Here is a 22,818-nt window from a genome sequence, read left to right on the forward strand (position 1 = left end):
CGGACGGGCCGTCGGTCCCGGACCCGCCACCCGCGGGGGCCGCCGGTCCCGGTCCTACGCGGGGCGCTGCAGCACCGCCATGCTCCGCCCGACCAGCCTCACCCGTTCGCCCGCCGAGACCTTCGGCCCCGAGCGGGGAAGCACCCCGGCCGGACGCGCCGTGTCGACCACCACCGTCCACTGCCGGCCGTGATTCACCGGAACCGAGAACTCCAGCGTGTCGGCGCTCGCGTTGAACATCAGCAGGAACGAGTCGTCGGAGATCCGCTCGCCGCGCGGCCCCGGCTCCGAGATCGCGTGACCGTTGAGAAAGACCGTCAGCGCCTTGGCGTGCGCGGCCTGCCAGTCCCGCTGCGTCATCTCGCCGCCCTCGGGCGTGAACCAGGCGATGTCCGAGAGCTCGTCGTGCGTGCCCTCGACCGGACGCCCGTGGAAGAACCGGCGACGCCGGAAGACCGGATGGTCGCGGCGGAGCCAGACCATCGCCCGGGTGAACTCCAGCAGGCTGCTCCCGAGGCCGTCCCCCTCGTCCGGGGCGTCCTCGTCCGCGTCGCTCCCCGGGGCTTCGGCCGGCTCGGGCCAGTGCACCCACGACAACTCGCTGTCCTGGCAGTACGCGTTGTTGTTGCCCCACTGCGTGCGCGCGAACTCGTCGCCGTGGCTCAGCATCGGCACGCCCTGCGACACCATCAGCGTGGCGATGAAGTTCCGCATCTGCCGCATCCGCAGATCCAGCACCTCCGGCTGGTCCGTCTCGCCCTCCGCACCGCAGTTCCAGGACCGGTTGTGGCTCTCGCCGTCCCGGTTGCCCTCGCCGTTCGCCTCGTTGTGCTTCTCGTTGTACGAGACCAGGTCGTGCAGCGTGAATCCGTCGTGGCAGGTGGTGAAGTTGATCGAGGCGAGCGGCCGCCGTCCGTCGTCCTGGTACAGGTCCGACGAGCCCGTCAGCCGTCCGGCGAACTCGGCGAGGGTCCTCGGCTCGCCCCGCCACAGGTCCCGCACGGTGTCCCGGTACTTGCCGTTCCACTCGGTCCACAGCGGCGGGAAGTTTCCCACCTGGTAGCCGCCCTCGCCCACGTCCCACGGCTCGGCGATCAGCTTCACCTGGCTGACCACCGGGTCCTGCTGCACCAGGTCGAAGAACGAGGACAGCCGGTCCACCTCGTGGAACTGCCGGGCCAAGGTGGCCGCCAGGTCGAAGCGGAAGCCGTCCACGTGCATCTCCGTGACCCAGTACCGCAGGGAGTCCATGATCAGCTGGAGTACGTGCGGCGACCGCATCAGCAGGGAGTTCCCGGTCCCCGTGGTGTCCATGTAGTACCGCTGGTCGTCCGCGAGGCGGTAGTACGAGGCGTTGTCCAGACCCCGGAAGGAGAGCGTCGGACCCAGGTGGTTGCCCTCCGCGGTGTGGTTGTAGACCACGTCGAGGATCACCTCGATGCCGGCCTGGTGCAGCGCCCTCACGGCCTGCTTGAACTCCAGCACCTGCTCGCCGCGGTCGCCCCAGGAGGCGTACGCGTTGTGAGGGGCGAAGAATCCGATGGTGTTGTAGCCCCAGTAATTGGCCAGCCCCGCGTCCGCCAGCCGGTGGTCCTGGACGAACTGGTGCACCGGCATCAGCTCGATCGCCGTGACCCCCAGTTCCGTCAGATGGGCGATCACCTCGGGATGGGCCAGTCCCGCGTAGGTGCCGCGCAGTTCCTTCGGCAGCCCCGGATGGAGCATCGTCAGGCCCTTCACATGGGCCTCGTAGATCACCGTGCGGTGGTAGTCGGTACGGGGGCGCCGGTCGTCGCCCCAGTCGAAGTACGGGTTGACCACGACCGAGGTCATGGTGTGCGGCGCCGAGTCGAGATCGTTGCGCGCGTCGGGGCGGCCGAAGGGATAGCCGTACACCGCCTCGCCCCACCGGATCTGCCCGGCGACCGCCCTGGCGTAGGGGTCGAGCAGCAGTTTCGCCGAATTGCAGCGGGCACCGCGCTCCGGTTCGTACGGTCCATGGACCCTGAATCCGTACCGCTGACCGGGCATCACCCCGGGAAGATAGGCATGCCGGACGAAGGCATCGGTCTCCCTGAGCTCCACCGCCGTCTCGGAACCGTCGTCGTGCAGCAGGCACAACTCGATTCGGCTGGCGGCCTCCGAGAAGACCGCGAAGTTGGTCCCGGCGCCGTCGTACGTGGCGCCGAGCGGATACGCCTGTCCCGGCCAGACCTGCATAGGTTCGACTCTTCCTCTGATCCGGGTGCCTGGGGCTTGCGGGCTGCTTGAGCCAGATCTTCCCCGAAAGACGTGCGGCTACCTAGGACGTCGCGCGGTCCGGTCAACATCGGTCCTCTCCGTGTCGCCCGAAACCGGAATCCGGGGCCCCGATTCGACCGCAGGCCCCGTACAGGGCCCCGGACGAGGGACTCAATCACTATGAATCCGCTCACTACGGCAGATCTTGCCCCCAGGAACATGCGTACGTCATAGGGGAGTTGAGGAAGCAGCCTGTGCATCCGGCTGCACCGGCTCCCGCTCGCGGAGTACCCTTCCTTGATCGTTGGTGGGGGAGTGGAAGGCGGTGCGCGGTTGAGCTCGGGAGGGTTCGAGCTGCCCCCAGGTGACGCAGGTCACGAGGGGGAATCCACCGATGCCCCGCCAGGGGCGGTCTCGCTTGCGCAGCCCATGGAGATCGGCGCGGAACTGGACTGGGGAGCGGACGCCTGGAGCGAGGTGCGCACGCGCGCCCAGCGGGCCGGACGTGCCTACATCTGGCTCAATCTCGTGGAGCAGCGGCTGCGCGCCGTGGTCGCCGCGGTGCTCCGGCCCATCTACGAGCCGGTCCACGGCGAGGACTGGGTGGTGGCCGCCGCCGGGCCGGCCGGACAGGAGTGGGTGCAGCGCGCCGTGGCCGTGCGCGAGGTCTCGCGCCGCAAGGGCTATCTGCTGGACCCGGCCGACGACAACGTGCTCAGCTTCCTCACGCTGCCGCAGCTGCGCGAGCTGATGGTCCAGCACTGGCCGTGCTTCGAACCGTACTTCGACGACCGACGCGAGGTCGAGCTGGCGCTCGACGAACTGGAGGTCGCGCGCAATGTGGTCTCCCGCAACCGCGCCCTGAACGAGGCCGTTCTCGCCCAGGCCGAGCGTGCCTCCGCCCGGCTCCTGGAGATCCTGGGCAGTGGCGCCGCGGTCCCGTCGTCCGACCGGCTGCCGGTCGACGCCGTCGAGGAGCTGGTCGGCGACCGGTACGCGGACGTGGTCTCCGTCCACTCCGACCGGGTGCGCCTCCAGCGCCAGCTGCCCGCCGAGGACCTCTTCGGCGGTTCGCGCCGTCTCGACGCGATCGGCATAGGGCTCAACCTGCTCGTGCAGAACTTCTCCGGCCGCAGGCTGATCCGGCTCGCCGAGTCGGGCTGCCGGGTCCGGCTGCTCTTCATCAACCCGGCGAGCAGCGCGGTCAAGCGCCGGGAACGGGAACTGGGTCTCAAGAAGGGTGAGCTGAGCCGGTCGGTGGAGATGAACATCCTTCACATGCGCCGGGTCCGCTCCAAGCTCCGTGACCCGGGCGCCTTCGAGATCCATGTCTTCGACGAGACGCCGCGCTTCACGGCCTATCTGGTCGACGGCGACGGGACGGACGCGGTCGGGGTCGTCCAGCCGTATCTGCGGCGCGCACGCGGCATGGAGGCACCCGTGCTGGTGCTGCGGGGCGGCGGGCGTGCGGTGGTCCGGGCGGGCCAGGACAACGAGCACGGGCTGTTCGAGACGTACCGCGAGGAATTCGAGTCCGTGTGGACGGACTCCCGGCCCGTCTCCTGAGGGGCCCTCGCTCCGTTGTCAGTGGTGCGTGCGAGGGTGGTCATCACCTGGGGGAGAGCACCACGAAGGAGGTACGGGATGAGCTGGCACCGGGAGGCGCTGGTCGGCTTCGACCTGGAGACGACGGGTACGGAACCGCTGGAGGCCCGGATCGTGACAGCCGCGGTCGTCGATGTCGCGAGCAGGGACGGGGAGCCGGTGCGGCAGCACAGCTGGCTGGCGGATCCGGGCGTCCGGATTCCCGCACAGGCCTCGGCGATCCACGGCATCAGCAGCGAGCGGGCGGCGGCGGAGGGCCGACCGGTGCGCGAGGTGGCCGACGAGATCGCCGAGACACTCACCGGCCACTGGCGCCAGGGGGTGCCGGTCGTCGCGTACAACGCGGCCTTCGACCTGACGCTGCTGACGGCGGAGCTCCGGCGGCACGGGCTGCCGTCGCTGAGCGACCGGCTCGACGGGGCGGGGATCGGACCCGTCATCGACCCCTACACCATCGACCGGGCCGTCGACCGCTACCGCAAGGGCAAGCGCACCCTCGAAGCGGTCTGCGTCGAGTACGGCGTGGTGCACGGCGGCGCCCATGACGCGGGGGCTGACGCGTTGGCCGCGGTCCGGGTGGCGTACGCGATAGCCGAGCGGCACGGCTCGGTGGCGGGGCTGACCGCCGCCGAGCTGCATGAGCGCCAGGTGGAGTGGTACGCGCAATGGGCGGCCGACTTCCAGCAGTTCCTGCGCCGCAAGGGCACGGCGGACGCGGTGGTCGACGGTCACTGGCCCCTGCGGGAGCCGGCCCGGGTGGCGGGCTGAGAGTCCGAGCCGGTGCGGGGGCCGGGGGTGCGACGGCCGCCGGACGGTCCTGGTCACGGCGTCAGAACGGATACCACCGCACGGCGGTGTCGCCGTCGCGCAGCGACGCCACCCGGCGGCGGAACTCCGCGAGGGCCTTCGGGTTGGTCGGCGCGTGCTGGGACACCCAGGCGCAGCTGGCCGTCTCCCGCGCACCGCGCAGCACCGCGCAGCCGTCCCATGCGCGCACGTCCCAGCCGTAGGCGGCGGTGAACGCGTCGTACGCCTCGGCCGCCAGTCCGTACCGGTCCCGGGACAGCGCGAGCACCACCAGATCGTGCTCGCGCAGATCCGTGGAGAAGGTCTCCAGGTCGACCAGCACCGGCCCGTCCGGACCGACGTGGACGTTCCGGGGGAGCGCGTCGCCGTGGATCGGGCCGGGCGGAAGATGAGGGACCAGCGCGGCCGCGGCTGCGGCGAAGCCGTCGCGGCGTTCACGCAGATAGTCGGCGTCGGCCGGGTCGATCGCATCGCCCGCGAGCCGCAGCCAGCGCTCGACCCCGCCCAGCAGCTCACGGCGCGGAAGGGTGAAACCGTCCGGGTCGGGCAGTGCGTGGACCAGGGTGAGCAGGTGCGCCAGATCCCGCGGCTCGGCCGGGCGTACTGCGTCGGGCAGCCGGTGCCAGAGGGTCACCGGGTGGCCCTCCACCAGCCGTGCCCCGGGCTCCGCGGCCCGTACGGCGGGAACCCCGGAGGCGGCCAGCCACTGCGCGACAGCCACCTCGCGCTCGGCCCGGTCCCGAAGTTCCGGGTTCCGCACGGCGTTCCGGCCGACCTTGACCACCAGGTCGTCCACGGCGAACACCGCGTTCTCACCCAGCGCGAGCAGTTCCGCACCGCCGGACAGCCCGGCAGCGGTCAGCACCTCGCGCGCACGCATCTCGTTCATGTCTCTGATTTTCGCATCCGTGCAGGCCCGCTTGACGAACCGATGGACCGTCAGCACGATGACGAGGGCCACCTGAGCGGCCAGAACGGTATGAAACCGATCGAATGACGCAAGGGGGCGAATTCATGACATTGGCGACTGCAACCGTACGAACCGGGAGGCACGGCCCGACCGGCGGCCCGCACGGCAGACGGATCGGGACGACGCGCCGGAGCGGGGGCACCTGGTTCCTGGTACTGCCCGCGCTGATCCCGATCCTGATCCTCAGCGTCGGCCCGCTCCTCTACGGCATCGCGCTGGCCCTCACCGACGCCCAGTCCGGCCGCACCCGCTCCACCCAGTGGGTGGGCGGGCTGAACTTCCAGGATCTGCTGCACGACGCCCTCTTCTGGGACTCGTTCCGCATCGGCCTGCTCTGGGCGGTCGGTGTCACCGTCCCGCAGTTCGTGCTGGCGCTCGGCCTCGCCCTGCTGCTCAACCAGAATCTCCGGCTGCGCTGGCTGGCGCGGGCGCTGGCGATCGTCCCATGGGCGATGCCGGAAGTGGTCGTCGGCATCATGTGGCGGCTCGTCTACCACCCGGACGCGGGCGTCCTCAACGAGACCGTGCGCGATCTCGGCCTCGGCGACGGCCGGGCCTGGCTCACCGGACTGGCCACCGCTCTGCCCGCCGTGATCGTGGTGGGCGTCTGGGCCGGCATGCCGCAGACCACCGTCGCCCTGCTGGCCGGACTGCAGAACACCCCGCACGAACTCCACGAGGCGGCCGCACTGGACGGAGCGGGCGCCTGGCGCCGCTTCCGCACCGTCACCTGGCCCGCGCTCAGACCCGTCGCGCTCTCCATCACCGCGCTCAACTTCATCTGGAAGTCGAAGACTTGGGGTGCTAAATGGCCCTCACCTGCAGGTTCCTTGATCTGGTGAGAGGGAGTGGGAAACATCTGGGAGATGATCTAGCTCTTCTCCCTGCTCAGTCGCTCCTGCAGCCCGTCCCAACGCTCCTGCATCGTCTTCATGATGGCACGCTCCATCGGAACCGTCACGCTGCTGTACAAGCCCTCGACGCCCGGCACTTCATGCCCCATCCGGGACTCCACAGCAAACTTGCTGTGCCCATCCTCGTCGAGCCAGGCCTTGTGCCCGTGCCGCACGAGATACAGCCGCTTACCTGCGAAAGACGGGACCGGGGGAATGGCCGGCCGCGCCTTCCGGGTCCGCGGTCCGGTGCGCTTTTTTGCGCCGTCGGCGATCGGCCGCCAGTACCGGTAGTCGAAGTTCACCGCACCCAGCGAACCGCCCTGCATCGCTGGGAAGACCCAGTTGTGCCCGTGGGACGAGAGGAGCCCTTCCAGCATCTCCGCGAGGAACGGTGGCACCACCAGCGCCCTGTGACTGTCGTACTTCGGCGGAAAGAACTGAAGCTCACTGTCTGAGTACTGAACTTGGCGTTCCACACGAATGGCAGGCATCAGGTCTCCACCCTTGCCATACCGCTCAGCGTCCTCCTCGTACCGCTCGAACTCGTCGGGCTCCGCACGCGGGTCGCTGCTGGGCCAGTTCGGGTAGCAGTACTCCCGCGTAAGGCCAAAAAGTTCAGCCGGCCGCATGCCCGTCGCAGCCATCGTCCAGAGGAAGACGTAGCCGGACTCACCGAAGACCGTCCGAGCGTTGCGGGCGAGCTGCTCGACAGCTTCGGGCGTCATGTCCTTCTTGCGCTCCTTGGGCTTCTTCGTGAACTTGCCCCTGCGTCTAGTGCGTTCGACTGGCGACGTCTTGATGAGTCGCGGAACGGCGTCGTCGAGGATCATGCCGAAGATCATCATGACGTTTCTTGCCGAGCTCGCCTTCATCTTTCCGTGGACATGCTTCTTGAACGCTCGGTAGGCGAGGATGTCGATGTCAGCGACCGACGCCTTCTGCTTCGCGAAGTACGGGCGGATGTGTGTCTCGATGGCCGACCGGTAGCCGCGCTCGGTCAGGTGCCTGTGATCCATTCCGGCAAGCCAGTCGTCCAGCCAGTCGGACATGAGCGTCGCGCCGTCGCGGTTCTTGACGTGGGTGCCGTGGCGGATCTCGTACATCTTGTCGAGTCCGTGCTGAATGGCCTCTTCTTCGTCGGTGAATCCGCCCTTGGACTCGTACCGCTTGCGGCCGTTCTCCAGGTACTCACCGCTCCACCACTTCACGCGGCATGTGCCGCCCCGCCACTCGACGTGGACGTGCTGGTGAATCCGGCTCATTGAACCCCCTCGGCAGGTGAGACGCGGGTGCTCGGCAGGTACCCCTACCGCCGAGACAGCCCGACGTTCTCCATGGTGTCAGCCGCGTTGCCCGAGTGGACAGTCGCGGCAGGCGCCACAGTTTCCTCCGAGTTCCCTCACCATCTCCTTCAGTGCGGCAGAGGCAGCACTGTTGGTCTGGCGGGGGATCACACACACGATCCTCTTGTTGACCAAAAAGCTATGGCCAAGGAAGTTCGGCCCGTAGTCAACTATGAGCGGCTCGCTGTATTGCATGGCTCCCCCTTGCGTGGGTGTTGCGGGAGCCTCCAAGGGCATGCTTCGACTCTGCCATGTTCAGGGTCAGTTGGGACCACCTGTGGCCAAAGTGGTGGGAGAAAAAGTAGCAATGAGAACTTAAAAACAAATGGTTGTACGCCAACTGGGTGAACTTCAGTCAGATCAATCCGTTGGCCTTCAGGTCGCGTACCGCCCTGTCGCTCAGCTCGCGAATCTCCTCCGCGGTGAGGCCGCTCGTGGTGGCGATCGTCGCCAGCTGAATCACGTCACGGGCGCGGCCTTCAAGGTCGGCTACCGGCCTTTGTGAGATCTCGGCGCCCGGCGCGCCTTCTGCCGGCTTGGTGAGGATGGGCTCCTTGCCCTCCAGGATGCCGACGGCGCTGCCGCTGGCCCAGCCGAGCACTGGGTCGACCTTGCTCACACTCATCAGTCGAACGTTGTCGGCTTCCTCGATGCGCTGCCAGGTGTCCTTGGACATGCCGGCGAGCGCAGCAGCCTTCTTGCGGGGGATTCCTAGCTCCAGGCGTCGATCCTTGACGTGCTTCGCGAGCCGGGCGGGGTCTTGGTGGGCCATGAACCCCATCTTGACAGGGCCAGCCAGGGCCAGCCAGGGCCACACGGCAACTAAGGCTGAATCCATGACCTGCACGTTTGCTCTAGGACTCACCAGGTCGATATTGGTGGCTAACTCTGGCGCGACCAGTGACTAACTAGCGCTGGACATGAGGACTAACTAGGTCTAACTTTGAGTCATGCACCAACCCCCAACCACGTTCCAGGTGGACGGGACGGTCATCCGTGAAAAGCGGATGGCTGCCGGTTTCGAAACCTCTGAGCTGGCCGAACGCGCGGGGATCAGCAGGCGCTACCTCAGCCATCTGGAGAACGGCACCCGCTCACATATGCGACCCGCACCTTATGCACGGCTGCGTCGAGCCCTCGGCGCGGCCGAATACGACCTCCTGACCCCACCCGAGGTCCCGCCCCCCAAGGAGTGACACACATGAACGGCAGCAAGTACGAGCTGTACGGCCGACCGGAAGCCCCTGCGGATCTGAACCAGGAGTTCATGACGGTTCAGGAGACGGCCTTCGTCCTCGGCTGCAGCGTCCCCACGGTGCGTCGGCGCTTGCAGGCTCTTGGCATCAAGAGCACTCCGGGTCGCCGGATCTTGACGAGCAAGCAGGACCGGCTCGACATCCACAACGCGTCCCGGACCGAACCGCGGCAGCGCAGGCGCGCTGGCCGTCGCCTCCCCGCCGCTGCCTGACCGCAGCAAAAGAGGCCGCCCCGCACGACCAAGCCCGGGACGACCTCCGTGACCCACCCACACACGTCAAGACGAAAGGCGGGCCCCGTGCCCAACATCATCGCATCCCCTGAGGCTCAGGCCTCTGCCCCGTTCTCTCACAGGTACCCCGAGCTCCACGTCGACGGCTGCCCCGATGCGTCGTGCCTGGCCTGCCGGGCTCTGACCGCGTCGACCCTCGCCTCTGTCGACGACTGGCTGGACCGCCGCGGAGTCTTCGCGAAGCAGTACCACGAGAACGTCGAGGGCGAGTTGATCGTGACCGGCCTGCGGGTCGGCGAGCGCCCGAACCACTTCGTCGCCCGCTTCGGTGACGCCATCGTCCGGCACCGGGACGGCACCTTCTCGGTGCGGTCCCACGCGGTCGACCCGGGCGAGCTGACCTCTGCGCAGTGGAACGCCCGGTACCCGGTGGGTACGCCGGTGAAGGCGTACCCCGGCGTCTACGGCGAGGACGGGTTCACCACCTGGACGACCAGCAAGGCATGGACGCTTGGCGGCCACACACCGGTCGCCCTCGTCGAGGGCTACTCCGGCGGCATCGCTCTCACGCACCTCGACGTGATCGAGGTGGCCGCATGAACGCCCCCCTGTCGCCGCAGCGCGAGGCCGAGATCCGCACCGGCCTGGACGCCATTCCCGCGCCTCCCTGGCGCTGGATCGGATCGCGCCACGCTGGTGGCCCGCAGCTCGTCACCGACCACTCCGGCCGCCAGTACGTGCTGCGCGCCGCCAAGCCGACCGACCACCGGGGCGATGAACTTCTTGACCCCGAGACGGACTACGTGGTCTACGGCGACCTGGAGTTCCGAGACCAGCGTGAGGGCGAGGAGTACTCGACGATGCGCTCGGGTGACGCGCTCGCCATCGGTCGCACCGAGTACGACCCGGACAGCATCGTCGGCGTCGCTAACCCGGTCGCCCGCTGGCTTGAGGCATCGGCGCAGTACGCCACCGACCTCCTCGCCGAGCTGGACCGTGTCCGCGCCGAACTGGCTACGGCCCGTGCCGACGCGCTGACTGACTTCGCGGCCCGCCTCACCCGCAAGGCCGAGGCTATGGGCGCCGAGTGGTTCCGCGCGGACCAGGTATGCGAGGCGCTTCACCGCGTCGCTGCCGAGCCGGAACCGGCCGAGAAGCCCGCTGAGCAGCTTGCAACAGGCGGTGCGGCATGAGCGCCGACGACAAGCTGACGGTGAGCGCTGCGGAGATCCGTCTCGCCCAGTACGGCGAGCAGTCCGGGCTCCGGGTCGCCACCTACGACAGCGGCACCGAGAAGGCGCTGCATCAGATCGCGCTCACGCTCCTTGCCGAGCTGGACCGTGTCCGCGCCGAGCTGGCCGCCCTGCCGACCCCCGTCGTGGAGACCGCCTTTCGTGATGCCCTCGGCAACGTCTGGCCCGTGGGCCACTTCCCCGCCGAGATTGAGGCGCGGGTCCTCCAGACGACCCCGACCATCCAGCGCACCATCCGGATCAGCGAGTGGACCGAGGTGACGTCATGAGCGCCACCGACCTGGCCCGCGTGGACGTGCCGACCGCCGACTGGGTGGCCGCCGCCGACGGGCTGACCGCTCTGAAGGCCGAGCGCCTCGCCGCTGGCCTGGCCGCCGAGTACCGGCACCTCCTCTACGACGCCGACCCGGGCAGCACCGTCCCGCCGCTCGTCGACCTCCACCACCACAAGACCACCCGCAGGGGGACCCAATGAGCTACACCGCCACATTCTTCCTGGGCGCGAAAGCCCATTTCCGGGGCAAGGCGTCTGTGCATCCTGTGTTGTACGTGGAGCCGGACGGCGAGAACCGGCCTGGCCACATCACTTTCCAGCTCGACTCGGAGCTCAGCACCGACGAGCAGCTGAAGGTCGCTGACTGGTTCGCCAAGGCAGTGACTGCCTGGCGTGATGAGATCGCAGTGCGAGCTGATCAGCAGCGCACCACTGCCGACGAGCTCGAAGCCGCCCGCAAGGAGATCGCCCGCCTCAAGGCCGAGGCCGGTGAGGCGTCATGACCCCGTACCTGCACGACGGCGTGACCTTCGACCTGGACGTCCCGCACGCCGATGTCCTGGGCGTCGAGTGGACGTGGTCGGGCACCTGGGCCGACAGCGAGCCGCTGCTCCGGTGCCGCTCGGACCGCTCCGACTGCCAGACCGAGCTCCCGCTGCCGACGGTGTACCGCGACCACGGCCCGCTGATCCCGATCTCGCCCCGGCCGACGGCGGGCCAGTACCGGGCTGCGGTCGACCCGGACTACGCCGACACCGTGGCCTCCGGGTACGTAGAGACGCCCGCCGCGTTCGGTGCACGCCTCGCCGCCCAGACCATCCCGCAGGCGCCCGGCCGGGTCCTCGCATCCAGCCCGCTGGAGCAGACCGGGTTCCGCGCTTTCATCCGCAGCCTCAAGGAGGCCCGTAATGCCTGAGCTGATGGTCCAGATCGAGGACTCCACCGTCCCGCTCGCCAAGTGCGTGTGGATCACCTGGGCGCCCTGTGGCTGCCCGTGCGGAGCCCTTACCGCCGGCTATGGCGATACCGCGCACGCCACGGAGGGCCAGGCCCTCGCCGAGATCTGGCCGACGAAGCGTGAACGCGACAAGTACACCCGCCAGGGCTACCGGGTCGAGCTCATGTCCTGGGACCGCTACCAGGCCGAGATCGACCTGGCAGCGAAATGCCCGCACATCGCGACCGCCTCGTGAACGCCACCGCCGCCTGACCCGCCGGGCCGGCCGTGACCTGACCGGCTGGCCCGGCGCACCACGCAGAAGCCCCGCCAATCGAAGTGGCGGGGCGTCCACCACCAAGCATCCCAGGAGACAGCATGTCCGTCACCATCAACGCCCACCAGCTCGGACGCCTCATCGACAAGGTCCGCGGCCACGTTGGCAGCGAGTACACCGAGGTCTTGCACGGCATCCGGCTGGATGTCGACTCGACCTACCTGTACGCCGTTGCCACCGACCGTTACACCGTGGCCGTCGCCCGCTACCGCCACGACGGAGAGCAGAACGGCGAGCCGCTCGCCCGCACGGTCCCCGCTTCGTACCTCCGCACCCTTCGCGAGTGGATCAGCACACAGGAAGGCCAGTTCGGCGTCACGATCAGCACCAAGGTCGGTCGCCTCGTCTTCGCCACCCCTCACACCGAGATGCGCATCCCGGTCACGGACAGCCAGGAGTTCCCGGACTGGCGGGGCCTGATCCGCGGCGTGGTCAACCAGCCCGGCAGCGAGGAGCTGTTCCCGGCCCTGAACTCCGGCTTCCTGGCCCGTTGGGCTGAGGCAGGCGACAACATCCGTGTCCGGGTCGCCGCCGAGGACAAGGCCATCGCCGTATTTGCGGACGATTTCATCGGCGCACAGGTGCCCGCCCGCTACTCGGGGGTCAGCCCGGTCAAGCAGCAGACCTTCGGAGAAGCGCAGAACGCCTGGGGCTGGACGCTCCTCCAGGGCGCCGACGGCCTCGACATGGCAACGGACATGCCCGCCGAGCAAGACCGGCCGTACTACGAGACCGACACGTCGGTCCCCGGCACGGTCGCGAGCCTGCTCCAGCAGACGCTTCGCTCCACCAGCGACCTGCTTGGCGCCCCTAGTGATGACTCCGGAGCGATGGCCTCATTCGCCATCGCGGGAGTCAACGCATGGTCCGCCTACCGATTCCTCGCCGCCCTGCACCAGGCGGATCCCAGGCTCGCCGAACAGGTGGTTGGCGAACTGGCCGAGGAGTTGGACGCGGGGGACTTCAGCGAGACCGCCTGGAGCATCGCCGAAGCGGCCGGCCACGACCCGCAGAAGTGGCACGACGACTACGAGGCCCACCTCCAGAAGCTCGCAGCCAAGCGGGCCGCCGAGGCCGCACCGGCCGCCTGACCCACCCCGACCGGCAGCCGTAGAGCCCCCGCTCCGTCTGCCAGCCGCGGGCCGCCGACCCCCATGGCGGCCCGTGGCACCACACGCCAACCGGAGGCCCATATGAGCCCTATCCGCATCGGCCGCTGGACAGCAGAGCTGCACCAGCGCGCCATCCACATCACCCGCGAACCCGACCCGAACTGCCCCGACTGCTCTGGCGGCGGCGGCGGCTGGATGCCCAACGGCTTCGGCGCCGACTGGGACGAGTGCCTGTGCCTCGACCAGCTCCGTACCTGGTCCGTCCCGCTCTGGTTCCGCACCCGCCGCCAGTGCCCGGAAGGAGCCCCGTTCTAGTGGCCCCCATCGCCTGCGTCCGCTGCGACAACACCGCCGGGCCGTTCTCCCGGCAGCCCGAAGGGCCCGTGTGCGAAGACTGCCTCGACGAACAGGACGGCACGAAGTGACTGCGGTCGCCGACGACGTCATCCCCGGCGTCTACGACATCCCCGCCGAGATGTACCACGCCGACCCGGTCCCCGGCGGCAGCCTCTCGTCGACCGGGGCCCGCACCCTGACGTCGAAGTGCCCGGCGAAGTTCCGGTACGACCTCGACCACCAGCAGCCGTACAAGCAGGCGTTCGACTTCGGGACCGCCGCCCACAAGCTCGTCCTGGGCGACGGGCCGGAACTCGTGCTCGTCGACGAGCTGTTCTGGAACACGGACGCCACCAAGGCTCGGGTCGCCGAGATCCGCGCCGCGGGGGACATCCCGCTGAAGCGGGCCGACCTTGAGCGGGTCCACGACATGGCGACCGCCCTCACCCAGCACCCCGAGGCCGCCGACCTCCTCCACCCCGACAGCGGCCAGGCCGAGCAGACCCTCTTCTGGCCCATCGGCAACGTCTGGTGCCGGGCGCGCGTCGACTGGCTCCGAGACGACCAGCTCGTCGACTACAAGACGGCCCGCTCCGCCCACCCGGACGCCATACAGAAGGCCGTCCAGGAGCACGGCTATCACGTCCAGGAGGACTGGTACCGCCGCGGCGCCGACGCCCTCGGACTGCTCCCGCGGCAGGCCCCGTTCCCCTTCATCTTCCAGGAGAAGGAACCGCCCTACCTGGTGACCGTCGCCCGCCTCGACCTGTGGCGCAACATCGCCCACCAGGTCAGCGAGCAGGCCCTGTTCCTCTACGAGTCCTGCCGGGCCGCCGACTACTGGCCGGCCTACAGCACCGCCACCGCGTTCATCTCGCCGCCCGCCTGGCTTGAGCGCCAGTACGCCTAGGAGAACCACCATGAACCAGCTGCCCCCGCCGACCCGCGTCGGCCGCCCGCAGACCGCAACCGCCGACGAGTACGACGACGGACCGTTCGTCTTCCGGCCCGCCACGAAGGACGGCTTCACCGCCACCGTCGCCATCCAGGGCCCGTCCGGATCCGGCAAGACATGGACCGGGCTGTCCGTCGCCAGCGGCCTCGCCGAGGGCCGACGATTCGCCGTCATCGACACCGAACGCGGCGCCGCCGCCCTGTACGTCAATGACCTCGGCGTCGCCTTCGACACCCTGCCCATGCATCGGTACGACCCGCGCGACCTGCAGAAGGCGCTCGCTGCCGCAGCCCAGGCCGGATACCCGGTCGTGATGGTCGACTCCCTCAGCCACTTCTGGAAGGGCACCGACGGCACCCTCGACCAGGTCGACAAGGCCAAGTCCAAGTACGGCGGCAACAAGTTCGCCGGCTGGAAGGACGGCACCCCGCTCCAGAACGACATGATCGAAGCGCTCATGTCGTACCCGGGGCACGTCGTCGTCACGATGCGGTCCTACACCGACTGGGTCCTGGAGAACGGGCAGCCGGTCAACAAGGGCATGCGCGCCGAGCAGCGCCGCGGCATCGAGTTCGAGTTCGGTGTCGCGGCCGAGATGGACAAGGCGAATCGGCTGCGCTTCATCAAGTCCCGCTGCCCCGCGTTCCGGGGCCTGGTCCTCGACCAGCCGGACGGGGCGCGCGACATCGCCAAGCTCTACCTCGACTGGCTCCGCGACGGCGCCAAGGAGACCGACCCCAGCATCTGGGTCGATGCCGCCACCGCGTCGGAGGCCACTGCGGACAGCCTGCTCGCGCTCTACCGCGAGGTCGAAGCGGCCAGCGCCCTCGCCACCCCGCTGCTGCACCCGGAAACCGGCAAGCCGATCAGCCTCGGTGACCTCATCAAGGAGCGCGGCACCGCGCTCAAGACCGCCTCGTAACAGCCCGCGCATGGGGCCGCCCGCGGGCAATGCGGGCGGCCCCGGAACCCAGCACACCACACGGAAGGGAACACGTCATGACCCGTCGCCTCACCGTCGCCGAGCGTCTCGCGTCCGCCGAGAAGGACCTGCTGCTCGCCGACATAGCCGCCCAGTCCAGCTGGGACCAGTTTCTCGTCGAGCAGGCCGCCTTCCACTACGGCCTGGCCAACGGCACCTTCACCGCCAACGACATGCGCCGAGTCCTCCCCGAGATGGGGCACGGATTCCTCGGCGCCGCCATCAACTCGCTGCGCACCGGCGGGATCATCGCCCACACCGGCCGGGCCGTCCCCTCCACCTCGCCCGCCACCCACGGCCACCGCCTGGCCGTCTGGGCCCTCACCGACAAGGGACACGCCGTCGCCGTCCAGCGCCGAGCCGGACGAGCGGAGCGTGCGGCATGACCGCCCACAAGGAAGCCCCGCACCACGACAAGCTGACCTGCTACGTCGACTACCACTGCCGCCGCCCCGAGTGCGTTGAGCGCTACACCCAGCAGAACCGGGCCCGCCGACTCGCTCAGGCCGCCGGTACGTGGGACACGCTCATCGACGCCGAACCCGTCCGCCAGCACCTCCTCGCGCTTCACGCCGCGGGCATCACCATCTACCGCGTCGCCGCACTCGCCGGCATGGAGTACGCGAAGGTTCGGATCTACACCCAGCACGGCTACGGGAACAGCGAACCGCGGCGCCGGCGCATTACTCCCGAAGTTGCCGCGCGGTTCCTCGCGCTCGACATCAACGAAATCACCCCCGCCAAGGTCGACGCCACCGGGCTGAGGCGCCGCATCCAAGCCCTCGCCGCCATCGGCTGGCCCACCGAACACGTAGCCAGCCGTGCCGGACTCAGCCCGCGCCACATCAGCACCCTCACTCGGCAGCCCACGGTCTTGGCCAGCACTGCTCAGGCCATCACCACCACCTACGACGACCTTCGTCACCGCAGCGCCCGCCGTAACGGCGTCTCGAAGAACGTTGCGAACAGGACGCGCAACCGGGCCGCGGCCAAGCGGTGGCCGCCGCCGAAGTACTGGGACGAGACCGGCGCCATCGACGACCCGCACTTCACCCCTGAGTACAAGGTCACCCAGGCGGAGATCCTCGCCGAAGAAGCTCAGTGGCTGATCAGGGTTGGCGGCCTCAACCGCACGCAGGCCGCCGAACGACTCGGCAAGAACCGTTCCTACATCGACCGCGTCCTCAGTACCAACTTCGAGGCGGCAGCGTGATCGCCACCCGGCCCGGCGCCGCCACCGTGTACATGCACCCGTCGACCACCGCCACGTTCAACGGCGACCTCGACTACATCGCCATCGAGCGCGCCATGAATGGCGAGCCTGCCGAACTCACCCTCGCCGAACGCGTGGAAGTGGCCCGGCAACTCGTCGCCCGCGGTATCTGCCTTGCCGAAGCAGGGCTGCGCGTCGGATGCGCCCGCGAGACCGTTGTCGGCTGGCAGAACAACGGGTGGGCGGCGCCGGCCAAGCCCCCCGACCCGGACCCGATCGACATCGGCGGCGCCACCCACGGCCGCTCCGGCTACACCAAGGGCTGCCGCTGCCGCACCTGCAAAAACGGGGCCAGCGCCGCCAAGCGCGAGCGCAACGCCAGGCTCCAGGCCGCCGCATGAGCACCGACCCGAACCGCGACCCGGACACCGGTCGGCTTCGGCCCCCGGCGCTCCGCCGGCCCGTCCCGCACCGGTGCAGCGCCGGAGTCACCCCGTGCGGCAAACCGGCCCGGTTCTACGCCTGCGGGTGGCGCTGCGTGGATCACGCACCCGGCACCCAGACCGCCTGAACGCACACGACAAAGCCCCGCGGCGACGCGGGGCAGGAAGGGAGGGGACGTGTCAGTCGGAGGACTCGGTGGGAACGGACCACGGACCTGCGTCAGGGCGTGCAGGCAGCTTGGCCCCCGGCCGGCGCAGGTACCAGCGGACCAGATCGCGGACGACTGCGGCGCGCGTCAGGCCCTGGGTCTTCGCAGCGGCGTCGAACGGGAGCCACTCGTCGTCTGGGATGCGCATCTGGCGCGCCGGCGTGTGCGGGGGGTTCTCGGACATGCCGCAACCGTAGCCGCACGTAGCTACATGCGGCAACAGCGGATCGCGGAGTGTGTAGCTACAAGTCGCGGCGATTGTCGCTTGCTGTGTAGCTACACGAATGCTTACTGTGTAGCTACACACCGAGTGCTTGAGGCGGGCAACTTCCCCTGCCTCGCCTCGACGTACCTCAAGAAGGGGCACCAGTGGCCTACCGAAACGACAACGACGCCCTGACCGTCATGGACTGGTTCTGCGGAGCAGGCGGCAGCAGCCAGGGAGCCCACGCCATCCCGGGCGTCCGGGTGGAGCGGGCCGCGAACCACTGGGAGCGGGCGATCGAGTCGCACGCCGCGAACTTCCCCGAGGTCGACCACTACCGGGGCGACATCCGTGAGGCCCCCGTCGACCGGTGGCCCGTGACCGACATCTTCTGGGCATCACCGGAATGCCCGCAGTGGTCCAACGCCCGCGGCAAGAAGCGCGACTTCGCGACCAGTCTGCAGGGCGACCTGTTCGACGACTTCTTGGCCCCGTCCGAGGAGGTCGAACGCTCCCGCGCGCTCATGGAGGAAGTGCCGCTGTACCTTCGTGGCGTCCAGGAGCGCGGCGGACTCGTCAAGGCGGGCGTCGTCGAGAACGTCGTCGATGTCCGAGCCTGGGACCAGTGGGACCGGTGGCTCGGCGAGCTCCACAAGCTCGGCTACAAAACCCGGGTCATTGCCCTGAACTCCATGCACGCCGACCCCCGTGCCGTCAAGAAGGCCCCGCAATCCCGCGACCGCCTGTACGTCGGCTACTGGCACGAGTCCCTCGGCCGGACCCCGGACTGGAACAAGTGGCTGCGGCCCCGCGCCTGGTGCACCGGGTGCGGCGAGTGGGTGCGTGCCATGCAGGTCTTCAAGAAGCGCGGCGCCGACATGGGCCGGTACCGCCAGCAGTACGTGTACCGGTGCCCGCAGACGAAGTGCCGGAACCAGATCGTAGAGCCCGAAGTGCTGCCCGCCGCAGTCGCGATCGACTGGACCCTGCCCGGCCAGCGCATCGGCGACCGGGCCAAGCCCCTCGCCGACAAGACCCTCGCCCGTATCCAGGCCGGCCTCGATAAGTTCGCCCGGCCCATCACCCTCGAAGCCGCAGGCAACACCTTCGAGCGGCGGCCCGGCGTCCGCACCTGGCCCGTCGATGCGCCGCTCACCACGCAGACCACCACGTCGACCAAGGCCATGGCCTACGAGCCGTTCATGGTCCCGGCCGGCGGCACCTGGCGGGAGGCACCCACCCCGGTCTCCGAAGCGATGCCGTGCCGCACCACCCGGGAGAACGACGGCATCGCCATCCCGCCGCTGCTGATCCCCGTCGAGGGGCGCGACGGCAAGGAGCCTGCCTCCGCGAACAGCCCGCTCCGCACCCAGACCGCGCGCAATGAGACTGGCCTCGCCTGGCTCCCGTTCATGGTCACCATGCGGGGCGGTGGCGACCAGCTCCGCGGCCGGTCCATCCACGACGCGCTCGGCACCGTGTCCGCGAACGGCAACCACCACGGGCTCGTGACGCCGGACATCCCGGCCATGGTCATGCGGAACAACGGCAGCAAGGGCGACGGAGGCGAGCACTGCACTACCGCGGCCGAGCACTTCCGCACTCTTACCACGGCTGGCCACCAGTCCCTCGTCACCTGGGAGCACCTGCTCGTCCCGTACTACGGCAACGGCTCAGCGAAGCCTGTGGCCGAGCCCGTCGGCACCCTCTCAACCCGCGACCGGTACGCGCTCGTCTCTGGCGACGTCGACATCAACGACGTGCTGTTCAGGATGCTCGAACCCCACGAGATCGGCCGGGCCATGAGCTTCGCCGACCAGTACATCGTCCTCGGGTCGAAGCGCGAGCGCGTGAGGCAGTACGGGAACGCCGTCACGCCGAATGCCGCCGAGGTCATCCTCTGCGCCCTCGTCGAAGCGATCACAGGCGAGGAACTCGACCGGTACGCCGAGCCGCAGCTGACAGCCGCCGCATGACCCGCCCCCGGTCGCGAACGGCCCCCACCTGACCTGACCGCGGCCCGCGGGCCGTAACCGGCAGACCTATCCATACCGCCTTAAGGAAGATCCCGTGAGCATCAAGGTCACCAACTGGGTGTGGGCCCGTTCGGAGTCCCGGAATGGGGCCCGGCTGGTCATGCTCGCCCTGGCCGACCGGGCGGACGACAACGGGTTCTGCTGGCCGTCCATCGATGACCTGGCAGAGCGGACCCGGTTGTCCCCGCGAGCCGTACAGAAGGGGATCGCCACTCTCGTCAAGGACGGCGAGCTGAACGTCGAGAACGGTGGCGGCCGGCACCGCTCGAACCGGTACCGGATCATCCCGAAACCCTGCACATCTGACGGGGTTACTGACCAGGAACCCCGCACATCTGACGGGGTATCGCCCGAAGAAACCCCGAACTTTGAAGCAGAAACCCCGAACTCTGCGACAGAAACCCCGCACTTTGCGCCCAGAAACCCCGTCCAGAGTTCACCCGAACCCCCAGTAGAACCCCCAGTAGAACCGTCAGAGAACCCCTCAGCGCGCGAGCTCGAACCGCGGGGCGTCAACGAGCAGATGTTCACCAAGTGGTGGGAGCAGTACGGCCGCACCACCGCGCAGGGCAAGAGCACGATTCGCCGCGCCATCTCCGACGCGCTTCGTAACGGCCTTGAGCCCGCAGTCCTCTGGCAAGCCCTCGTTCGCCTCGGCGACCTCTCGAAGCCCGTCACCGGCGGAACCCTCCAGTTTGCCCTCTCGGAGATCCGCCAGCAGGACGTACTACCCGCTGCGGTCGACGGCACGAACGTCGTATCCCTCGCCGCGGCCCGCCGCCCCTCCACAACTGACGCCCGCGTGCAGCAGGCCCTTGAGGCCGGTCGCCGCCTCCAGGCCATCCATGACGCACAGACCCGGGAGAACCAGTGATCAGCTTCGAAGAAGCGGGCGGGCTCCTCGGCCTCGCCGCAGCCCGCGACCAACGCACCGTCGGAGACGCCGACATCCTCGCCTGGCACGCCGACCTCAACGCCGCGAACGTCACCTACCCCGTAGCCGAGCAGGCCCTCACCCGGTTCTACGCCAAGGACATGGCCAGCCTGGAACCGGACCAGCGGCGCCGGGTCACGACGCCCGACATCATCGGTATCGCCCGCAAGATCCGCGCCGAGCGGGTGGCCGACTTCATCTACGAGCCGCCACCCGGCGATGAAGACCCGCACTACCTCCGGCGACTCCGCGACCAGCTGGAAGCCACCGCGAACGGCGAACGCCCTGCCGCACCCGAGAATCTTGCGATTCCTTCTGGCAAGGCCCGCGACATGCAGGCGCTTACCGACCTCATCGGCCGCGCCGTTCCGAACGAGCCAGGCGAGGAGCCGTCGGACGAGGTCTCCGCCATCCGCCGGCCCGGACCGCTCGGCGTCGACTGCCCGACCTGCAAGGCGGCTATCGGAAACCCTTGCAACGCAGGGGAGTTCGGCGGCAACCGGCGGCCGAGGCAGCTCCGGAACCCGCACGCTGCCCGCGGTCGCGTCGCCCGGGGCGAACCCGCATCCCTGGAGACGCCCGAGGAGATCGAGCGCCGCCGCGCCGCATCCCTCGCCGCCTTGGAGCGAATGAGTGCCAACCAGGACGAGACCCGCGGGGAGGCGGCGTCATGAACGGCCCCGAAACGGACCCGGACGACATCCGCGAGATGCGCAAGCACGGCGACCTGCGGGCGTTCATGCGGGCCCAGATCAGCATCGGCAAGTCCCGGAAGGTTGCCCCGCCCGCGGTGAAGCCCCCGCCACCGCCCGGTCACCGGCCCGGTGCTTGGCCAACCGGCACCAGACCGCCCGACCCGCTGAAACCCCAGCCGCCCGGCGCGTGGGCCGAAGCCCTCGACCAGTACCGGGCCGGAATCGGCGCGAAAAACGACCCCTGCCACTGCGGGGGCTGCCACCCCACCACCAAGGAGGACCAGTGAAGACCACCCGCTACGGCGCCACCGCCCCGATGCCCGACAGCCTCCGCCACTTCATGCGGGCCGGCCAGCACCCCGCCCGCAGCCTCCCCTGCCCGCACTGCGGCGTCGCCGCCCACAAGCCTTGCCAAGTCCCTTCGAACGGAAGGGCGCTGGCCGAGCCGCACCCGCAGCGCGTCGCAGCCCGCGCCCGCACCATCGCCTGCTGCCCCGCCTGCCAGGTCGAGCCCACCGTCCCCTGCCACAACAACGGCCGGGCCCTCGAAGGCGGCGCCGTCCACCACCAGCGGTACACCGAAGCTGACAGGAGCTCCGCATGACCTGCCGCATCGAAGGCTGCGGCAGGCCCCGCGCTCACCACAGCACGCTCTGCCAAACGCATCGGACTCGGATACGCAGGTGGGGCGACCCGCACTTCACCCAGTGGGGGACCGCAGACATGCAGGACGTGGATCTGATCGTCAGCGAGCGGCGGCCGGCCGAAGGACTGACCCGGTTGGAGCGTGTGCTCATTGCCCGCGGTCTTGCCGAGCGGAAGGTTCCCGCCCGTGAGGTCGCTCGGATCGTCGGTGTTGACCAGCGCACGGTCGAGCGGTGGCGGTCCAAGGACCGGAAGGCGGGCGCACGGTGACCCCCGACTCCGCCGCCTTGCCCCCGCGTTGCGCCGCCTGTCGCCGTCTCCTGCGCTCTCAGACGTCTCGCGCCCGTGGGCTCGGCCCGCACTGCGCGCGGCTGTTACGCGGGCACACAGGGGCCTTCGTGGGCCTCCCCGCCGCCGAGCCGCCTATCCCCGGACAAGTCGAAATCCCGCTACGGGACCACCAACCCACCCTTTGGAGCCTCTGATGACCGAACGACCCGTCCGTATCCAGCGCCGTCGCACCAAGGGGTGGCGGCTCCCCGAGAACGCTGTGATCGTCAGCCGCCCGTCCCGCTTCGGAAACCCGTTCCTGATCAAGGACGCCATCGACGCCGAGATGGGCGAACCCCGCAGCGCCTGCGCCGTCAACTACCGCGAGTGGTTGCGCGTCGGCACCGAAGGCGGCTGGCACGAGGAGACCTACCGGATCGGCAAGCAGACCTTCGACCGGCGTCGCGTCCTCGCCGAACTTCACCTGCTCCGCGGCAAGGACCTTGCATGCACCTGCCCGCTCCCTGCCGACGGCGAGCCCGACCACTGCCACGCCGCGGTGCTCCTCGAACTCGCCAACGCACCCACCCCGTGACGCACAGCTGGACGGCCCCGCTGATACCGGGGCCGT

32 protein-coding genes are annotated in these 22,818 nt (G+C 69.2%); 27 read left to right on the top strand and 5 right to left on the bottom strand.

Translation table 11 applies throughout. The features are described 5' to 3' along the window. Positions 1-54: 54 nt before the first annotated feature. Positions 55-2,220, bottom strand: a complete 2,166-nt coding sequence (glgX, locus tag ACIOHC_RS13840; protein WP_351073845.1) for a glycogen debranching protein GlgX — start codon at positions 2,218-2,220, stop codon at positions 55-57. Positions 2,221-2,574: 354 nt separating this feature from the next. Here glgX and ACIOHC_RS13845 point away from each other — a divergent pair, with 354 nt between their 5' ends. Both ACIOHC_RS13845 and ACIOHC_RS13850 read left to right on the top strand, forming a co-directional pair. After that, positions 2,575-3,807: an SAV2148 family HEPN domain-containing protein gene (locus ACIOHC_RS13845; RefSeq protein WP_351073844.1), complete on the top strand. Its 1,233-nt coding sequence runs from the start codon at positions 2,575-2,577 to the stop codon at positions 3,805-3,807. 78 nt (positions 3,808-3,885) lie between these two features. After that, the gene (locus tag ACIOHC_RS13850) at positions 3,886-4,614 is read left to right on the top strand and encodes a 3'-5' exonuclease (RefSeq protein ID WP_351073843.1); all 729 of its coding nucleotides are present in this window, start codon (positions 3,886-3,888) and stop codon (positions 4,612-4,614) included. Between the two features lie 61 nt (positions 4,615-4,675). Here the strand turns inward: ACIOHC_RS13850 and ACIOHC_RS13855 are convergent, their stop codons facing one another. Beyond that, entirely contained in the window at positions 4,676-5,542 is an 867-nt protein-coding gene (locus ACIOHC_RS13855) for an aminoglycoside phosphotransferase family protein (protein WP_351073842.1), read from the bottom strand. Positions 5,543-5,667: 125 nt separating this feature from the next. Here ACIOHC_RS13855 and ACIOHC_RS13860 point away from each other — a divergent pair, with 125 nt between their 5' ends. Further along, positions 5,668-6,465, top strand: coding sequence for a carbohydrate ABC transporter permease (locus ACIOHC_RS13860; RefSeq protein WP_389636270.1), 798 nt, complete (start codon positions 5,668-5,670; stop codon positions 6,463-6,465). 29 nt (positions 6,466-6,494) lie between these two features. Here the strand turns inward: ACIOHC_RS13860 and xerC are convergent, their stop codons facing one another. Continuing rightward, positions 6,495-7,781 (bottom strand): tyrosine recombinase XerC, encoded by a 1,287-nt coding sequence (gene xerC, locus ACIOHC_RS13865; RefSeq protein WP_401842810.1) that lies wholly within the window; start codon positions 7,779-7,781, stop codon positions 6,495-6,497. 436 nt (positions 7,782-8,217) lie between these two features. Further along, entirely contained in the window at positions 8,218-8,700 is a 483-nt protein-coding gene (locus ACIOHC_RS13870; protein ID WP_401842812.1) for a hypothetical protein, read from the bottom strand. Between the two features lie 112 nt (positions 8,701-8,812). On the opposite strand from ACIOHC_RS13870, the gene ACIOHC_RS13875 reads away from it, so the two are divergent. From ACIOHC_RS13875 to ACIOHC_RS13950, 16 genes are all read left to right on the top strand, one after another. Further along, a complete protein-coding gene (locus ACIOHC_RS13875) occupies positions 8,813-9,058 on the top strand; it encodes a helix-turn-helix domain-containing protein (protein WP_389636273.1) in 246 nt (81 codons plus the stop codon). Between the two features lie 5 nt (positions 9,059-9,063). After that, positions 9,064-9,330, top strand: coding sequence for a DNA-binding protein (locus ACIOHC_RS13880; protein ID WP_401842814.1), 267 nt, complete (start codon positions 9,064-9,066; stop codon positions 9,328-9,330). Between the two features lie 87 nt (positions 9,331-9,417). Next, positions 9,418-9,951 carry a hypothetical protein gene (locus ACIOHC_RS13885; RefSeq protein ID WP_401842815.1) on the top strand — a complete coding sequence of 178 codons (534 nt, stop codon included), beginning with the start codon at positions 9,418-9,420 and terminating at the stop codon, positions 9,949-9,951. After that, entirely contained in the window at positions 9,948-10,544 is a 597-nt protein-coding gene (locus ACIOHC_RS13890) for a hypothetical protein (RefSeq protein WP_401842817.1), read from the top strand. The genes ACIOHC_RS13885 and ACIOHC_RS13890 overlap by 4 nt, the downstream gene beginning before the upstream one ends. After that, positions 10,541-10,873 carry a hypothetical protein gene (locus ACIOHC_RS13895; RefSeq protein WP_401842818.1) on the top strand — a complete coding sequence of 111 codons (333 nt, stop codon included), beginning with the start codon at positions 10,541-10,543 and terminating at the stop codon, positions 10,871-10,873. Before ACIOHC_RS13890 ends, ACIOHC_RS13895 begins: the two co-directional genes overlap by 4 nt. Continuing rightward, positions 10,870-11,079: a hypothetical protein gene (locus ACIOHC_RS13900; protein WP_401842820.1), complete on the top strand. Its 210-nt coding sequence runs from the start codon at positions 10,870-10,872 to the stop codon at positions 11,077-11,079. The genes ACIOHC_RS13895 and ACIOHC_RS13900 overlap by 4 nt, the downstream gene beginning before the upstream one ends. Continuing rightward, positions 11,076-11,381 (top strand): hypothetical protein, encoded by a 306-nt coding sequence (locus ACIOHC_RS13905; RefSeq protein ID WP_401842821.1) that lies wholly within the window; start codon positions 11,076-11,078, stop codon positions 11,379-11,381. Before ACIOHC_RS13900 ends, ACIOHC_RS13905 begins: the two co-directional genes overlap by 4 nt. Continuing rightward, the gene (locus ACIOHC_RS13910) at positions 11,378-11,794 is read left to right on the top strand and encodes a phiSA1p31-related protein (protein WP_401842822.1); all 417 of its coding nucleotides are present in this window, start codon (positions 11,378-11,380) and stop codon (positions 11,792-11,794) included. Before ACIOHC_RS13905 ends, ACIOHC_RS13910 begins: the two co-directional genes overlap by 4 nt. Then, positions 11,787-12,071 carry a hypothetical protein gene (locus ACIOHC_RS13915; protein ID WP_401842823.1) on the top strand — a complete coding sequence of 95 codons (285 nt, stop codon included), beginning with the start codon at positions 11,787-11,789 and terminating at the stop codon, positions 12,069-12,071. Before ACIOHC_RS13910 ends, ACIOHC_RS13915 begins: the two co-directional genes overlap by 8 nt. 122 nt (positions 12,072-12,193) lie before the next feature. Beyond that, a complete protein-coding gene (locus tag ACIOHC_RS13920) occupies positions 12,194-13,243 on the top strand; it encodes a hypothetical protein (protein ID WP_401842825.1) in 1,050 nt (349 codons plus the stop codon). A 102-nt stretch (positions 13,244-13,345) separates the two neighbouring features. Next, on the top strand, positions 13,346-13,579 hold the full coding sequence (locus ACIOHC_RS13925) for a hypothetical protein (protein ID WP_401842826.1): 234 nt from the start codon (positions 13,346-13,348) through the stop codon (positions 13,577-13,579). 106 nt (positions 13,580-13,685) lie between these two features. Beyond that, on the top strand, positions 13,686-14,510 hold the full coding sequence (locus tag ACIOHC_RS13930) for a PD-(D/E)XK nuclease-like domain-containing protein (protein ID WP_401842828.1): 825 nt from the start codon (positions 13,686-13,688) through the stop codon (positions 14,508-14,510). 10 nt (positions 14,511-14,520) lie between these two features. Continuing rightward, the gene (locus ACIOHC_RS13935) at positions 14,521-15,477 is read left to right on the top strand and encodes an AAA family ATPase (protein ID WP_389636285.1); all 957 of its coding nucleotides are present in this window, start codon (positions 14,521-14,523) and stop codon (positions 15,475-15,477) included. A gap of 77 nt (positions 15,478-15,554) precedes the next feature. Continuing rightward, entirely contained in the window at positions 15,555-15,923 is a 369-nt protein-coding gene (locus ACIOHC_RS13940) for a hypothetical protein (RefSeq protein WP_389636286.1), read from the top strand. Further along, positions 15,920-16,750 (top strand): hypothetical protein, encoded by an 831-nt coding sequence (locus ACIOHC_RS13945; protein WP_401842831.1) that lies wholly within the window; start codon positions 15,920-15,922, stop codon positions 16,748-16,750. Before ACIOHC_RS13940 ends, ACIOHC_RS13945 begins: the two co-directional genes overlap by 4 nt. After that, positions 16,747-17,151 carry a hypothetical protein gene (locus ACIOHC_RS13950; RefSeq protein WP_401842832.1) on the top strand — a complete coding sequence of 135 codons (405 nt, stop codon included), beginning with the start codon at positions 16,747-16,749 and terminating at the stop codon, positions 17,149-17,151. The genes ACIOHC_RS13945 and ACIOHC_RS13950 overlap by 4 nt, the downstream gene beginning before the upstream one ends. 222 nt (positions 17,152-17,373) lie before the next feature. On the opposite strand, the gene ACIOHC_RS13955 is transcribed toward ACIOHC_RS13950, so the two are convergent. Further along, complete coding sequence (locus tag ACIOHC_RS13955; RefSeq protein WP_401842833.1) at positions 17,374-17,586, bottom strand: hypothetical protein; 213 nt, start codon at positions 17,584-17,586, stop codon at positions 17,374-17,376. Between the two features lie 185 nt (positions 17,587-17,771). Between ACIOHC_RS13955 and ACIOHC_RS13960 the strand changes: the two genes are divergently transcribed. The 8 genes from ACIOHC_RS13960 to ACIOHC_RS13995 all read left to right on the top strand — a co-directional run bounded on the left by ACIOHC_RS13960 (position 17,772) and on the right by ACIOHC_RS13995 (position 22,782). Beyond that, positions 17,772-19,583: a DNA cytosine methyltransferase gene (locus ACIOHC_RS13960; RefSeq protein ID WP_401842835.1), complete on the top strand. Its 1,812-nt coding sequence runs from the start codon at positions 17,772-17,774 to the stop codon at positions 19,581-19,583. Between the two features lie 160 nt (positions 19,584-19,743). Next, positions 19,744-20,517 carry a helix-turn-helix domain-containing protein gene (locus ACIOHC_RS13965; protein ID WP_401842837.1) on the top strand — a complete coding sequence of 258 codons (774 nt, stop codon included), beginning with the start codon at positions 19,744-19,746 and terminating at the stop codon, positions 20,515-20,517. Continuing rightward, positions 20,514-21,251 carry a hypothetical protein gene (locus tag ACIOHC_RS13970; protein ID WP_401842838.1) on the top strand — a complete coding sequence of 246 codons (738 nt, stop codon included), beginning with the start codon at positions 20,514-20,516 and terminating at the stop codon, positions 21,249-21,251. The genes ACIOHC_RS13965 and ACIOHC_RS13970 overlap by 4 nt, the downstream gene beginning before the upstream one ends. After that, positions 21,248-21,559, top strand: coding sequence for a hypothetical protein (locus ACIOHC_RS13975; protein ID WP_401842840.1), 312 nt, complete (start codon positions 21,248-21,250; stop codon positions 21,557-21,559). The genes ACIOHC_RS13970 and ACIOHC_RS13975 overlap by 4 nt, the downstream gene beginning before the upstream one ends. After that, the gene (locus tag ACIOHC_RS13980; RefSeq protein WP_401842841.1) at positions 21,556-21,876 is read left to right on the top strand and encodes a hypothetical protein; all 321 of its coding nucleotides are present in this window, start codon (positions 21,556-21,558) and stop codon (positions 21,874-21,876) included. The genes ACIOHC_RS13975 and ACIOHC_RS13980 overlap by 4 nt, the downstream gene beginning before the upstream one ends. Before the next feature lie 119 nt (positions 21,877-21,995). Further along, positions 21,996-22,187 carry a helix-turn-helix domain-containing protein gene (locus ACIOHC_RS13985; RefSeq protein WP_401842843.1) on the top strand — a complete coding sequence of 64 codons (192 nt, stop codon included), beginning with the start codon at positions 21,996-21,998 and terminating at the stop codon, positions 22,185-22,187. After that, positions 22,184-22,402 carry a DUF6011 domain-containing protein gene (locus tag ACIOHC_RS13990; RefSeq protein ID WP_401842845.1) on the top strand — a complete coding sequence of 73 codons (219 nt, stop codon included), beginning with the start codon at positions 22,184-22,186 and terminating at the stop codon, positions 22,400-22,402. Before ACIOHC_RS13985 ends, ACIOHC_RS13990 begins: the two co-directional genes overlap by 4 nt. Then, complete coding sequence (locus ACIOHC_RS13995) at positions 22,402-22,782, top strand: DUF4326 domain-containing protein (protein ID WP_401842846.1); 381 nt, start codon at positions 22,402-22,404, stop codon at positions 22,780-22,782. Before ACIOHC_RS13990 ends, ACIOHC_RS13995 begins: the two co-directional genes overlap by 1 nt. Positions 22,783-22,818: the final 36 nt, after the last annotated feature.

It is taken from the genome of Streptomyces sp. NPDC088252 (assembly GCF_044740965.1).
GTDB lineage: Bacteria > Actinomycetota > Actinomycetes > Streptomycetales > Streptomycetaceae > Streptomyces.